The sequence below is a fragment of the Streptomyces bambusae genome (genome assembly GCF_019400985.1).
Taxonomy (GTDB): domain Bacteria; phylum Actinomycetota; class Actinomycetes; order Streptomycetales; family Streptomycetaceae; genus Streptomyces; species Streptomyces bambusae_A.
Genome location: NZ_WTFF01000200.1, coordinates 1 through 13,551 on the forward strand (window position 1 = coordinate 1; position 13,551 = coordinate 13,551).

Consider the following 13,551-nt stretch of genomic DNA (forward strand, 5'->3'; position numbering starts at 1 on the left):
GGCCGCTGCCGCGCCGGCCGCCGCGTCGCCGGGCGGGCCCGCCGGGGGCGGGGTCGCCAGGGCGCGGGCGGCCGAGGTGTCCAGGGCCGCGGACGAAGCCGACGGCGACCACTGCTCCCCGCGCCCTCCGGCATCCATCGCCTCGTTGGCGAGCCGGTCCGCGTGCTTGTTGCGCTCGCGCGGCATCCACTCGTACGTCACCCGGGCCGGCGACAGCACCCGCGCGGCCTCGGCGGCCAGCGGCTTCATGTCGGGATGCTTGATCTTCCAGCGCCCCGACATCTGCTCGACCACGAGCTTGGAGTCCATGCGTACGGTGACCTCGGCGTCCGGCGCGAGCTCGCGTACCGCCGTCAGGCCCGCGATCAGCCCCCGGTACTCGGCCACGTTGTTCGTCGCGATGCCGATGTACTCGGCGCGCTCGGCGAGCGTCTCGCCGGTCGCCGGGTCCAGGACGACCGCGCCGTAGCCGGCCGGCCCCGGGTTGCCCCGGGACCCGCCGTCCGCCTCGACCACCAGCCGCATCAGATTCCCGAGTCGGCCGTACGGACCAGGATGCGGCCGCAGTTCTCGTGGCGCACGACCTTGTCGCGCGGCGCGGCCTTGACCTCGTTGACCTCGGCGATGTCCAGCTCGATCTGGCAGCCCAGGCAGCGGCGCTGGTAGAGCTTGGCCGCGCCGATGCCGGCCTGCTTGACGCGGATCTTCTCGTACAGGGCGATCAGGTCGGCCGGCACGGAGGCGACGACCAGCTCGCGCTCCTTGGTCACGGACGCGACCTCGGTGTCGATCTCGGCGGTGGCGGCGTCGCGGCGCGCGGTGGCCTCGTCGGTCCGGGCCTGGATGGAGGAGACCCGCTCGGTCAGCTCGGCGACCCGCTCGGCCGCGGACTCGCGGCGCTCCATGACCTCCAGGACCACGTCCTCCAGGTCGCCCTGGCGCTTGGCGAGCGAGGCGATCTCACGCTGGAGGCTCTCCAGGTCCTTGGGCGAGGAGACCGCGCCGGAGTCCAGGCGCTGCTGGTCGCGGACCGCGCGCTGGCGCACCTGGTCGACGTCCTGCTCCGCCTTGGTCTGCTCGCGGGCGGTGTCGCTCTCCTCGGTCTGCGCGGCGACGAGCAGGTCGCGCTGCTGGGTGAGGTCCTTGGTCAGCGATTCGAGCTCGGCGTGCTCGGGCAGCGACTTCCGCTTGTGGGCGAGCTGCGACAGCCGGACGTCCAGGGCCTGGACATCGAGGAGTCGGATCTGGTCGGCGGGCTCGGCGTTCAGTTGGGGGCTCCAGAGGTAGAAGAGTCGGCAAGGGGCGGTTCGGAGGGCGCGTGCGCCGTCCAGGGGTCGGTGACCGTGCGCGAGACGTGGGTCCGCAGATCCCAGCCGTGGCGCTCGGATACGGCGTCGAGCTGGGCCGCGGCCTGCTCGCACCAGGGCCACTCGGTGGCCCAGTGGGCGGCGTCCAGGAGGGCGAGCGGGCTCTGCTCGCGGGCCTCGGACACCGGGTGGTGGCGCAGGTCGGCGGTGAGGAACGCGTCCACGCCGGCGGCCCGCACCTGCTCGAAGAGGCTGTCGCCGGAGCCGCCGCTGACGGCGACGGTACGGATCAGCGCGTCGGGGTCGCCGGCGACGCGGATGCCCTGCGCGGTGCGCGGCAGCCGGGCCGCGGCGCGGGCGGCGAACTCGCGCAGCGTCTCGGGGTGGTCCAGTTCGCAGATCCGCCCCAGGCCCCGGCGGCCGGCCGGGTCGTCCGGGTCGGGCACGAGGGGTCCGACGACCCGCAGGTCGAGGGCGCCGGCGAGGGCGTCGGAGACGCCGGGGTCGGCGGTGTCGGCGTTGGTGTGGGCGACGTGCAGCGCGATGTCGTTCTTGATCAGCGTGTGCACGACCCGGCCCTTGAAGGTGCCGGCCGCGACCGTGGTGGTCCCGCGCAGGTAGAGGGGGTGGTGGGTGACGATCAGGTCGGCGCCCAGCTTCACCGCCTCGTCGGCGATGTCCTGGACCGGGTCGACGGCGAACAGGACCCGCGACACTTCGGCGTCGGGGTCGCCGCAGACGGTTCCGACCGCGTCCCACTGCTCGGCCCGCTCGGGGGGCCAGAGTGCGTCCAGCGCGGCGATGACTTCAGAGAGACGAGGCACGGGCCAAGGCTACCGTCCGTCGCGGCCACCCCGCCGACCAGCAGCGGGACGTCCCTCCCCGGCACAGCACAACCGCCTCCCCCGTCACCGGCGAACCGCCGCGCGGCCACCCGTACGTGTGAAGCGGCGGAGCTCGTGCTGTCCGGCCGGACGTGCGAAAACTAGCTTCCTCACCGGAGGTGACGCAGGGATGACTGCCTGTGCTGTTGCTGGTCCGGCGGCGGTGGCTGTGGCCGCGTTCACGATCGCCGCGGACGGTTCGTACGCCGCCCGGCTGGCCGGGGAGGGGGACGCCCGCTACCCGGAGCGCTGGACGCTCGGCGGGCCCGAGCCGTACGCGGTCCCGCTCCCGCTGGACCAGCCGGAGGAGGCGGACAGCGAGGTGCTGCCGCTGGCGGACGGGCGGGTGCTGATCCACCGGCGGGTGGCCGAGCGGCACGCGTTCGCCCTGCTCTACCCGACGGGCCCGCGCACGGGCGAGCTGGCCCTGGGCGCGCTCACCCCGGCGGAGGGAGCCCGGGTGGCCCTGCTCCCGCCCGCGCCCGACGGGTACGGCGCGTACGCGCTCGTGGTCGGCGCCGAGTCCTCGACGGTGTGGCAGGTCACCGGGGGCGGCGCCGGCCCGGCCCGGGTCGCGCACGTGCCGGGCCGCTGCTCGGGCGGGGTCTGGCTGGACCGCGAGGGCCGGCTGCTGGCCCTCGACCGGGAGCAGGGCGGCCGCACCAAGACGGTGGCGGTGGACCTGGGCCGGGGCGGCGAGGTCTCCCCGCTGCTCCAGATCTCGGACGCCAGCGACGACCGGCTGCTGCTGGCCGACACCGACAGCGGGCTGCTGCTCGTCCGCTCGGACGCGCCCGGCGAGGACCGGCTGGGCTGGGGGGTGCTGGGCAGCTCCCGCCCGGTCCGCTTCCCCGAGTGCCTGCGGGCGGTGGGGGCGGGCGCGGTCCCGTTCGCCGTCCAGCCGGGGCAGATGCTGATGCCGGAGTCCTGCGCGGTGGCCCTGCGCCTGCCGGACCAGGGGCCGGTGGACGGCATCGCGCTGTGGCGCCCGGCCGACCGGCAGGTCTTCCGGGTCGGCGCGCCGTACGGCTGGCTCGGCGGGACCGGGCTGTGGACGCGGGAGGCCCACCTCAAGCTCCCGTATGCCACCCCGGACGTCCCGTGCGGGGTCGTCGGCGTGACCCTGCCCCAGGCCCCGCCGGCCCCGGTCGGCTTCGACCCCGGTCCGCCGGCCCCGGCCGCCCCGGCGGCGCCGCGCCCGGTCCCGCTCCAGCAGGCGCCGTTGGCGTAGCCGGCGGGCGAGGGGTCGGCGACGGGCCGTGGCACTGCTGCCGCGGCCCGTCGCCGTGTGCGCGGCAGAGTCCGTACGCGGGGTGTTCCGGGCGGCCGTTCATATGATAGGTAAGTTTCCTAACGATCGGCGCGCGATCGGCGGTCCACTCCAACTCCCCCCAGGAGGAAGTGTGTTGTCCCCCAACCGCACCAAGCTGACGGTCGCCGCCGTGCTCGGCGCGACCCTGCTCGCCGTCCCCGTCACGGCCGACGCCGCGGCCGTGCCGACCGCCCCCGCGGCCCGCCCCGCGACCGCCGCCGCGCCCGGCCTGGACGATCCCGCGAAGAAGGAGATCGCGATGCAGATCGTCTCCAGCGCGGAGAACTCCTCGCTGGACTGGAAGGCCCAGTACAAGTACATCGAGGACATAGACGACGGCCGCGGCTACACGGCCGGCATCATCGGCTTCTGCTCCGGCACCGGAGACATGCTCGACCTGGTCGAGTACTACAGCCGGATCAAGCCGGGCAACGTGCTGGAGAAGTACCTGCCCGCCCTGCGCCGGGTCGACGGCACCGACTCCCACCAGGGCCTGGACCCGAACTTCACCCGCGACTGGGCCACGGCGGCCAAGGACAGCGCCTTCCGCAGGGCGCAGGACCACGAGCGCGACCGGGTCTACTTCGACCCGGCCGTCAAGCAGGGCAAGGCCGACGGGGTCGGCGTCCTCGGCCAGTTCATCTACTACGACGCGATCGTGATGCACGGCGACGGCGACGACCCCACCAGCTTCCGCAACATCCGCAGGAAGGCGCTGGCCAAGGCGAAGCCGCCGTCCCGGGGCGGCGACGAGAAGGCGTACCTGAACGCCTTCCTCGACGCCCGGGTGTGGGCGATGAAGCAGGAGGAGGCGCACAGCGACACCAGCCGCGTGGACACCGCCCAGCGGGTGTTCCTGCGCAAGGGCAACCTCGGCCTGAACACCCCGCTGGACTGGAAGGTCTACGGCGACCCGTACCACATCGGCTGACGCGCGGGCGGGCACCGGAGCCGGCGACGGCGCGGGTCCCGGTCCGGAACTCCCCCGGTCCGGACCGGGACCCGCGCCCGAGCCTTGCCGGGACCCGACGCCCTGGCCCCGTAGGGACGCGCCGCCCCGACCTCGTAGGGACGCGCCGTCAGGACGCCCCGGCGGTACGCGCCCCAGGTACGCGCCTCCGATTGGCGTGTCAGGACCCGTGCTTGAGGCCGAGGACCTCCGCCGCCGCGAAGGTCTCGCCGGCCGGGCGGGTGTCGTAGTGCGGCGTCAGCACCCCGTCCAGCTCCTCGAAGGAGAACGCCTCCTTCGTCGTGTCGAACTTCGCCGCCACGCGGGGCCGTTCCATGACCACCACGATCCCGCCGTGCACCACGAACAGCTGCCCGTTCGCCTTCGCCGACGCCGGCGAGGCCAGGTAGCCGACCAGCGGTGCGACGTGCTCGGGGGCCAGCGGGTCCAGCTCGCCCTCCTCGGGCACCTGGAAGCCGGCGAAGACGTCCTCGGTCATCCGGGTCCGGGCCCGCGGGCAGATCGCGTTCGCCGTGACCCCGTACTTGGCCAGGGCGAGGGCGGACGACGTGGTCAGGCCGACGATGCCGCCCTTGGCGGCGGCGTAGTTGGGCTGGCCGGCCGAGCCGCCGAGGAAGGCCTCCGACGAGGTGTTCACGATCCGCCCGTACACCGGCCCGCCCGCCACCTTCGAGCGCTCCCGCCAGTGCGCGGACGCGAAGTGCGTGGTGTTGAAGTGGCCCTTGAGGTGGACCCGGATCACCGAGTCCCACTCGTCCTCCGACATCGAGAAGATCATCCGGTCGCGCAGGATGCCCGCGTTGTTCACCAGGACGTCGAGCTTGCCGAAGCTGGTGACCGCCAGCTCCACCAGCTCGCGCGCCTGCTCGAAGTCGGACACGTCCCCGAGGTGCGCGACGGCCTGCCCGCCCGCCGCGCGGATCTCGGCGACGACCTCCTCGGCCGGGGCCGCCGAGGCCTCCCCGGAGCCGTCCCGGCCGCTGCGGCCGTAGTCGTTGACGACGACGCTCGCGCCGAGCCGGGCGAGTTCGATCGCCTCGGCCCGCCCGAGCCCGCGCCCGGCGCCGGTGACGACGGCGGACAGTCCCTCAAGTGGGAGCGACATGTGGTCGGTTTCCTCTCGGCAGCGGTCAGAGTTCGATGCAGGTGCGCAGGGCCGTGCCCGTCCGCATCTGGTCGAGCGCGTCGTTGACTTCGGCGAGCTGCACCCGGTGGGTGATCAGGCCCTCCAGGTCGACGCGGCCGGCCCGCCACAGGGCGATCGTCCGCTCGTAGGACCGCAGCACGTCCCCGCCGCCGTACATGGAGGGCAGGATCCGCTTCTCGTCGAAGAACAGCGAGAACATGTTGATCTGGAAGTTGTCGTCCATCGCGCCCGCGCCGACCACGCACACCGTGCCGCCGCGCCGGGTCATCGCGTACGCCGTCTGCGCGGTCGCCGACCTGCCGACGACCTCGAAGACGTAGTCGAAGCCCTCGCCCGCGGTGATCCGGTTCTTGGCGTCGTCGAAGGCCTCGGGCGCTACCGCCTCGGTCGCACCGAAGCGCAACGCCCCCTCCCTGCGCGACGCGACCGGGTCCACCGCGACGATCTGGGCCGCGCCCTGCACCTTGGCGCCCTGGATCACCGAGATGCCGACCCCGCCGCAGCCGATCACGGCCACCGACGAGCCGGCCTCGACCCGGGCCGTGTTGATGGCCGCGCCGAGCCCGGTGGTGACCCCGCAGCCGATGAGCGCGGCGATGTCGAACGGCACGTCGTCGGGGATCGGTATCGCGCAGGCGGCCGGGACCACCACCTCCTCGGCGAAGGTGCCGGTGCCGGCGAAGCCGAAGATGTCCCCGCCGGCGCGCCGGAAGTTGGGGGTGGCGACGTTGCCGAAGCTCTCCAGGCACAGGTGGCCCTGGCCGCGCCGGCAGGCCGGGCAGCGGCCGCACGGCGGCAGCCAGCACACCAGGACCCGGTCGCCCTGCCGGTGGGTGGTCACCCCGTCGCCGACGTCGGTGACCACACCGGAGCCCTCGTGGCCGGGGATGAAGGGCGCGGGCTGGGGCAGCACGCCGCTCATCGCCGAGAGGTCGGAGTGGCACAGCCCGGTGGCCCTGATCCGGATCCTCACCTTGCCGGGGCCGAAGCCCACGGTCTCCATGTCGTCGACGACTTCGAGCTTGTCCTGGCCTATCTCGCTCTGCAGTGCTGCGCGCACGGTGCGGCTCCTTGGCTGGATGACGTGGACGTGCCCCGGCCGTACGGACGGGCGGACCGGGCGGTTCAGGGCCCTGGGCCGTGTCTTTCGGATCAGGCGTGCTCGACCACGGTGTCGGCGAGGACCGGTGCGTCGTCCCGTTCGACGGCGGTCACCGAGACCTGGACCCGGCCCTCGGTCTGCCACATGCGGATGCGCAGGGTCTCGCCCGCGAAGACGATCCCGGCGAAGCGTGTGCGGTAGCCGCGCACCCGGGAGACGTCGCCGTCGAGGACGGTGTCGACCACGGCCTTGAGGGTCATGCCGTACGAGCACAGGCCGTGCAGGATCGGCCGGTCGAAGCCGGCGAGCTTGGCGAACTCGGGGTCGGCGTGCAGCGGGTTCCAGTCGCCGGACAGCCGGTAGAGCAGCGCCTGCTCCTCCCGGATCGGCCGCCGGACCTCCCGGTCGGCCGCCCGCTCGGGCAGCTCCAGCCGCTCCGAGGGCCCGCGCTCCCCGCCGAAGCCGCCCTCGCCGCGGACGAAGATCTGCGCGTCGCTCGTCCACAGCGGGCCGTCGGCGTCTGCGACCTCCGAGCGGAGCACGATCACGGCCGCCTTGCCCTTGTCGTACACGGCGGCGACCTTGGAGCTGGAGGTGGCCGAGCCCTTGACCGGGATCGGGCGGTGCAGCTCGATGGAGTGGCCGCCGTGCAGCACGGCGGCGAGGTCGACGTCGATCCCGGGCGAGCCGAGCCCGCCGAGCATGGCCATGCCGGCGCCGGCCACGGTCGCGAAGCTGGGCAGCACGTGGAGCTTGGACTCCAGGGTGTAGCGCAGTTCGTCGGGGTCGGTCGCCGGACCCACCCGGTCGGGAGAGGTGCCGGCCCCCAGCCCGAGGTGGTAGAGCTGGATGTCCTTGTGGTCCCAGGCGATCTCGCTGCGGCGGGGATCGGCGGCAAGGGCCCTGGCGGCATCGATCGGCATGAGGATGCTGCTCCTTGTTGTGGAAGACCTCGGTGCGGCCGTCCGCACCGTCGGCCGCACCGAGGTCGTATGCGGACCGGTTCTAGAACGCGTTCTAGGCTCGGTGAGGCCATGTATAACGCACGGCCCAGCAGTTGTGAAGACTCCTGACGCGGTGTCAGGACGTCGTGTCAGAACGCCTTCCGCGGGACCTCCTGGGCCTACCCTGGCCGGGTGGACGAGATGCCCCGGGACCACCGCCCCGCCAAGTCCCTGCGGGTGCTGCTGGACCCGCCGGACCCCGCCCTGGCCGTCCTGCTCGGCCTGCAGCCGGACCTGGAGGTGGTCACCGACGTCCTGACCGGGGGCCCGCACGTGGCGCTGGTGGACGACGTGGCGACCGTGGCGGACGTACTGGCGGAGGCGCCGGAGTGCGCCGTCCTGGTGATGACCGGTTCCGCGCACCCCGGCCTGCTGGTCGCCGCCCTCGCCGCCGGCGCGTCGGGGCTGGTCCTGCGCGACGGACCGGTCGAGGACCTCGCGGCGGCGGTCCGCCGCGCCTCCATGGGCGAGACCGTGGTGGACCCCGGCCTGAAGGAGTGAGCCGGGTCCGCCGTCGGCGAACCCCCTGGCCGCCGCCGGCCCGCGGTGCTTGGCTGGGCGGCATGGAGATCTTGGTTCTGGGTGGAACGGCCTGGGTGGGCCGGGAGATATCGCAGCAGGCGGTCGGCCGCGGCCACAAGGTGACCTGCCTGGCGCGCGGCGAGAGCGGTGCGGTGGCACCGGGGACGACCCTGGTGGCCGCGGACCGGCGCGACCCCGGCGCGTACGAGGCCCTGCGTGAGGGCGCGTGGGACGCTGTGGTCGAGGTGTCCTGGCAGCCCGGCTTCGTCCGCGGGGCCCTGGCCGCGCTGGGCGACCGGGCCCGGCACTGGACGTACGTCTCCTCCATCAGCGCCTACGCCTCCCACGGGGCGGCCGGCGCGGACGAGTCGGCGGAGCTCCTCGCCCCGACCGCCGAGGACGAGGTCGACCGCTCGCTGTACGGACAGGCGAAGGTCGCCTGCGAGCAGGCCTCGGCGGCCGCCGTGGGCGACCGCCTGCTCGTCGCCCGGGCCGGGCTGATCGGCGGGCCCGGCGACCACACCGGCCGCACCGGCTACTGGGCGGCCCGGGCCGCCCGCGACCCGCACGGGCCGATGCTGGTCCCCGACACGCCGGCCGGCCCGACCCAGGCGATCGACGTGCGCGACCTGGCCGCCTGGGTGCTCGACTGCGCCGAGCGCGGCACGGCGGGCACGTACGACGCCGTCGGCCCGGCCGTCCCGTTCGCCGAGTGGCTCGCCCTCTCCCGCGCGGCCGGCGGCCACACCGGACCGCTGGTCGCCGCCGATTCGGCATGGCTGCTCGCGCAGGGCGTGGCCGAGTACATGGGGCCCGAGTCCCTCCCGATGTGGCTGGCCGAGCCGGGCTGGGAAGGCTGGTCGGCCCGCGCCGGCTCCGCGGCCGTCGCCGCCGGCCTGCGCCACCGGCCCCGGGCGGACCTGCTCGCCGACACCCTGGCCTGGGAACGCGCCGAGGGCCTGCACCGCCCGCGCCGCGCGGGCCTGAGCGCGCAGCGCGAGGCGGAGCTGCTGGCCGCACACGCGGCGCGCGCGGCCGACACCACCTGACGAAGCACTCTGACACCACCTGACGAAGCGCTACTGGGCCTGGACGACCATGACAGCCTCGCGTTGAACCACCTTCGGCGACTCCGCCTGGACCGTCAGGACCCAGATGCCGGGGCCCGCGGTGAGGCTGCCGCGGAGCTCGTCGCGGCCTGCCTCCGTCAGGGCGGTCCGTATCTCCGGCGCGGCCGGGTCGTGCGAGGTCAGTGTGGCCGCCACCGGCCGGCCTCGCGCCACGCCCGTCGCGACGATCTCGAAGGGCTCGCCGGCCACCGCCAGCTCCGGTGCCTCGATCCCGAAATCGTCGTCGCCGGCCAGGGTGTCGCGCGCGGACTTGCCGTGGTAGACGGCGTCCAGCTGGTGTCCGAAGGCCTCGCGGCTGATCAGCTGGCCGTGCCGGTGGCCGTTCCACATCGCCTCGTCCATGCCACGCAGCGCCCACGCCGCGAACGCCGACTCCATCGGTACCGTGCCGTCGCCCGACCAGGGGTCGATGTCGTCGAGCTCGTCCAGGAAGCCCAGCTCTCCCCCGGGGGAGACGACCACGCCGTGGGTGGTGGGGTGGCCGCTGCCGCCCAGGCAGGCCACCCGGTACGGCAGGCGGAGGTCGGGGCTGCGGCGCAGGTTGTCGAGGACCGCGGTCTCGAAGGTCTCGTGGAAGGCGAAGACGTCCTGGACCATCGCGGTGGGCAGGCCCACGTCGAGCACCGTCAGGTCCTCGTAGTAGCCCTCGGGGAACCCGGGTCTGCGCACCGCCTCGTACACCGGGAGCAGCTGCCCCACCGACGGAAAGGTGCGGCACAGTTCCGCCAGCCGTTCGCCCAGCCCGCCGGCCAGTGCGGCCGCCTTGCGCCCCAGCAGGCTCTTTCCGACGCCGTGGCCCGTCAGGAACCGTACGGCCTTGGCAGCGCCCCGGTGCGGGGTGCCGACCGTGACCAGGAGCCGGGCCGTCTCGCGGCCGCCCAGGCACTCCAGGTAGTGGCGGGCGACGAGCCCGCCCATGGAGTGGCAGATGAGGACGACCCTCGGATCGTCCTCGGCCTTGGGGTAGTGGGTGCGGAAGTCCTCGGTCCAGCGGGCGAGTTCCCGCTCGACCCGGGCCTGCAGGTCCCGCGCCGTGAGCCGGTTGTCCAGCCTCCAGTCGTAGGGGAACGCCACGAACTGCTCCGGGAGCACCCCGTCGAGCAGGCCGGTGACCTGCGGGTATCCAAGGTTCATCAGCAGACCGGGCAGACCGGTCGGCCGGGTCATCAGCTGGTCCGCCTGCACGGCGAAGGGTCCTTCGGGGCGCCCGTCGCCGATCCCTTCGGGCAGGGCCAGCCGCTCCAGCAGCCGGCGCGGCGGCACCGCTCCCGCCAGCATCCCGGGCGACAGGGCCCACAGGTCCTTGCCGTCCCGCCGCAGCCGGGTTCCTGTGATGCCGGGGACGAAGACCACGAGGTCGTGCCTCAACTGCTCCTCCTCAACTGCTGCTCCTCGACTGCCGCTCCTCGACTGCTGCTTCTCCGCGACTGCTGCTTCTCCGCGACGCTCCTCAGCTGCTCACCGCGGACGTCCGGCGCCCCCCGCGAGGTGCCAGCGCGTCGGCTCTGAGCAGGATCTGGTCGCAGCGCTGGCGGTCCTGGAGCGCCAGCAGGATGCCCTGCCCCGCCACGGACACGGCTGCGGCCGCCTCGATGTCCATACCCCGCCACGGCACGACGGCGTTCGGCAGCGGCAGCGGCCGGCGGGCGGCCGCCTCCAACACCGCCAGCGTCCGCTCCCCACCGCACACGACCAGCAGGGGCCGCTCCGGTTCGCCCGTGAAGACCAGTGCGGACGGGGTCCCTCCGTCGTAGGCGGGCCGGCGTGTGATCCAGCGCCCGTGCTTGTGGACGGCCAGGTGGATCACGTCCCGCTCCGCCCAGGCCACCAGCGGGTCCGACCGGCCCATCACATGGTGCTCGCCCAGCGCCACCATCGCGCTGCGCCGGCCCGAGTCGGCGAGGAACGCCGAGGTCTCCCACACACCGCGGGTGGCCTCCCAGGCGCGAAAGCCCCGGCCGGTGTCGATGACCGCCCAGGTGGTGCCGTCCTTCATGGCCCGGACGCTCAGCGCGTGGGCGACGACGTCGACGGCTCCGTCCGGGGTCCAGCCGCCGTCCAGCAGGCGCAGGCGCCGTACCTGTCGGCTGTCGGGGATGAACAGGCCGGGCCGCCCGTCCTGTTCGAGGACCAGGCCCAGCCCCCGGGTGATGTCCCCGCCGTCCCCGTGGAGCGGGATGTCGTACGGCGCGGCGGCCGTCCCGAGATCGGGTGCCAGGGTCCAGACCCGCACGGTACGGCCGAACGCACAGGCGATCAGCCAACGGTCCCGGCACCACAGCGCGCGTACGGCGGTCACCGGCCGGTCGTGCCGTAACTCCGCCACCGCCCCCGCCGCCACCGCCGACTCCGCCCCCGTCCCGGCAGCCGCCCCCGCGCCGGAATCCGAGCCCGGGCCCGGGCCCGCCGACGGGTATCCGGCCACGACGAGTCCGCCCGCGACCCGGCACAGCAGTGCGGGGGTGCCGGCGGGGCCCGCCGCCAGCTCCACGACGAGCCGCTCGGTGTAGCTGCGGTCCAGGCCGGTCGCCCGCGTGGGGGCCGCCGCGGCCACGTCCAGGATGCGTACGTGGGGGCCGTCCGACACGGCGATCCGCCCGCTGCCGTCCGGGGCGCAGGCCAGCGCTTGCGCATCGCGGTGCCCGTGGACGGGAAAGGCGCACAGCCGCCGGCCCCCCGCGATGTCGTGCACGGCCACGAAACTTCCCTGGTGCAGGACGAGAAGGGGCCGCTCCTGCCAGTACCCCAGTGCCACGCCCCGGGCGTCGGGGGCCTGGAGGGAGAGCGCATGGTCCACGGTCACGTCCTGGCCCGGCCCGGCCTCCGCGAGCTGCCACACGTCAGCCGTGTGCCCGTCCACGCACGCCAGCCAGGCGCACCCGGCCGGCCGCTCCTCGCCCCGGCGGCGGCGAGGCGGCTCGGGCAGGACCGCGGTGGCCCGCACCGGCCAGCGCCCGGTGTGGGGCAGCGCACGGCGCGGCCCGAGCAGCCGGGCGCCGCGGCCCGCCGGGTGGATCTCGTGGAGCTCGGTGTCGGTGCCCGCGGACAGCAGGAAGTACCGGGACCCCAGCGGCACCAGCGCCACCCGGTCCGCGGCCAGTGCGAGGACCCCCGCGAGAGCGGCTTCGGACGCGCTCCTGTCGGCCGACCAGCGCCACGCCCACACCCGCTGTCCGTCGGCCGCCATCACCAGGAAGTCGCCGGCGCACTCCAGGGCGGTGAGCGATTTCGCGGCCCCTCCCCAGTCGAAGACCTTCCCGGGCAGGCCGGATGCGTCGTCCCACAGGAAGACGCCTTCGCCGTCGCTCGCGACGGTGGTACGGTGCCCGGCCGCGGTGGCCGCGCCCGTCACCTGGCGGACGGACCGGCTGCGGTCCGGCGTACGGCGGGTCAGGCGCTGCTTGCCACTGGCCGGGGCGTGGACCGCGACCTCCCCGATGACGCCCACCGACAGCACGGTGTCCCCGGGTGCGCCGGACCAGTGCAGTGCCCGGGCGCCGCCGCGGGCCGCCGGCCACCGCAGGTCGACGGGTACCGGACCGGCGTCCGTCCACCGCTCCTCCCACGGCAGTTCCCGGAAGCCCGGGGAGGCCAGGCGGCGGTGCAGCTCCCGATGGCTGACGAAGGCTGCCGCGCGCAGCAGCGCTCTTCGGGTGCCGGTCTCGGGCCGGGACCGGAAGGCGTCGGCGACCCGCAGGTAGAGGGCCGCGCCCTCGCACGCGCCGAGCTGGGTGACGGCCAGCGGCAGGAGGACGTCGGGATCGGTGTGGACCAGGAACTCGGGGTCGTCCAGGAGCTCCCGTAATCGATCCGCGCCGGCCTGGGCGGCATGGACCGCGAGGAACGCGCGGGTGTAGGCGTCCGCGTGCGCCCAGTCCCCGCCGGCGCGTGCCGTGAGGGCGTCGTGGATCCTGCGGTGGCCCTCGCGCGCGGTGAGGCCGAGCGGCTCCAGGACATGGGCCCCGTACCCGGCGTGGGCGAGCGCGTATCTGCCCGCATCCGCGGTGACCAGGCTTCCGGCGGCCGACTCCAGCACCTCGCGGGCCGATTCACGGGTGAGCTCGCCGCGGGGGAGGTCGCCGTGGGTGAGGTCGCCGCGGGTGAGCTCGTCACCCGTCCCGCCGGAGCCGCCCGTCCCGCCCGCGCCGCCCGGCCCCGCCAGCGCACCCTGCT

The 13,551-nt window shown here is 74.5% G+C and carries 11 protein-coding genes and 1 pseudogene; 4 read left to right on the forward strand and 8 right to left on the reverse strand.

Annotation, left to right across the window (positions count from 1 at the left end; all coding sequences use genetic code 11):
- From GPJ59_RS24190 to GPJ59_RS24200, 3 genes are all read right to left on the reverse strand, one after another.
- Positions 1–525, reverse strand: a 525-nt coding sequence (locus GPJ59_RS24190; RefSeq protein WP_219669751.1) for a reverse transcriptase-like protein, incomplete at its 3' end; no start/stop codon positions are given.
- Entirely contained in the window at positions 525–1,268 is a 744-nt protein-coding gene (locus GPJ59_RS24195; protein WP_219669767.1) for a zinc ribbon domain-containing protein, read from the reverse strand. The genes GPJ59_RS24195 and GPJ59_RS24190, both read right to left, overlap by 1 nt.
- The gene (locus tag GPJ59_RS24200; RefSeq protein ID WP_219669755.1) at positions 1,265–2,131 is read right to left on the reverse strand and encodes a Nif3-like dinuclear metal center hexameric protein; all 867 of its coding nucleotides are present in this window, start codon (positions 2,129–2,131) and stop codon (positions 1,265–1,267) included. Before GPJ59_RS24200 ends, GPJ59_RS24195 begins: the two co-directional genes overlap by 4 nt.
- A 190-nt stretch (positions 2,132–2,321) precedes the next feature.
- On the opposite strand from GPJ59_RS24200, the gene GPJ59_RS24205 reads away from it, so the two are divergent.
- Both GPJ59_RS24205 and GPJ59_RS24210 read left to right on the forward strand, forming a co-directional pair.
- A complete protein-coding gene (locus GPJ59_RS24205) occupies positions 2,322–3,422 on the forward strand; it encodes a hypothetical protein (protein WP_219669757.1) in 1,101 nt (366 codons plus the stop codon).
- A 172-nt stretch (positions 3,423–3,594) separates the two neighbouring features.
- Positions 3,595–4,434, forward strand: coding sequence for a chitosanase (locus GPJ59_RS24210; RefSeq protein WP_308120450.1), 840 nt, complete (start codon positions 3,595–3,597; stop codon positions 4,432–4,434).
- A 199-nt stretch (positions 4,435–4,633) separates the two neighbouring features.
- On the opposite strand, the gene GPJ59_RS24215 is transcribed toward GPJ59_RS24210, so the two are convergent.
- The 3 genes from GPJ59_RS24215 to GPJ59_RS24225 form a co-directional block, all read right to left on the reverse strand.
- On the reverse strand, positions 4,634–5,578 hold the full coding sequence (locus GPJ59_RS24215; protein ID WP_219669758.1) for a 3-oxoacyl-ACP reductase: 945 nt from the start codon (positions 5,576–5,578) through the stop codon (positions 4,634–4,636).
- A gap of 25 nt (positions 5,579–5,603) precedes the next feature.
- Positions 5,604–6,680, reverse strand: coding sequence for a Zn-dependent alcohol dehydrogenase (locus GPJ59_RS24220; RefSeq protein ID WP_219669762.1), 1,077 nt, complete (start codon positions 6,678–6,680; stop codon positions 5,604–5,606).
- Positions 6,681–6,772: 92 nt separating this feature from the next.
- Complete coding sequence (locus GPJ59_RS24225; protein ID WP_219669763.1) at positions 6,773–7,645, reverse strand: MaoC/PaaZ C-terminal domain-containing protein; 873 nt, start codon at positions 7,643–7,645, stop codon at positions 6,773–6,775.
- A gap of 222 nt (positions 7,646–7,867) precedes the next feature.
- On the opposite strand from GPJ59_RS24225, the gene GPJ59_RS24230 reads away from it, so the two are divergent.
- Entirely contained in the window at positions 7,868–8,227 is a 360-nt protein-coding gene (locus GPJ59_RS24230) for a DNA-binding response regulator (RefSeq protein WP_258024845.1), read from the forward strand.
- Positions 8,228–8,289: 62 nt separating this feature from the next.
- On the forward strand, positions 8,290–9,297 hold the full coding sequence (locus GPJ59_RS24235) for an oxidoreductase (protein ID WP_219669765.1): 1,008 nt from the start codon (positions 8,290–8,292) through the stop codon (positions 9,295–9,297).
- Positions 9,298–9,327: 30 nt separating this feature from the next.
- Here the strand turns inward: GPJ59_RS24235 and GPJ59_RS24240 are convergent, their stop codons facing one another.
- Both GPJ59_RS24240 and GPJ59_RS24245 read right to left on the reverse strand, forming a co-directional pair.
- On the reverse strand, positions 9,328–10,746 hold the full coding sequence (locus tag GPJ59_RS24240; RefSeq protein WP_219669766.1) for a lipase family alpha/beta hydrolase: 1,419 nt from the start codon (positions 10,744–10,746) through the stop codon (positions 9,328–9,330).
- Positions 10,747–10,828: 82 nt separating this feature from the next.
- Positions 10,829–13,551, reverse strand: a pseudogene (locus GPJ59_RS24245) (hypothetical protein); the annotation flags it as partial.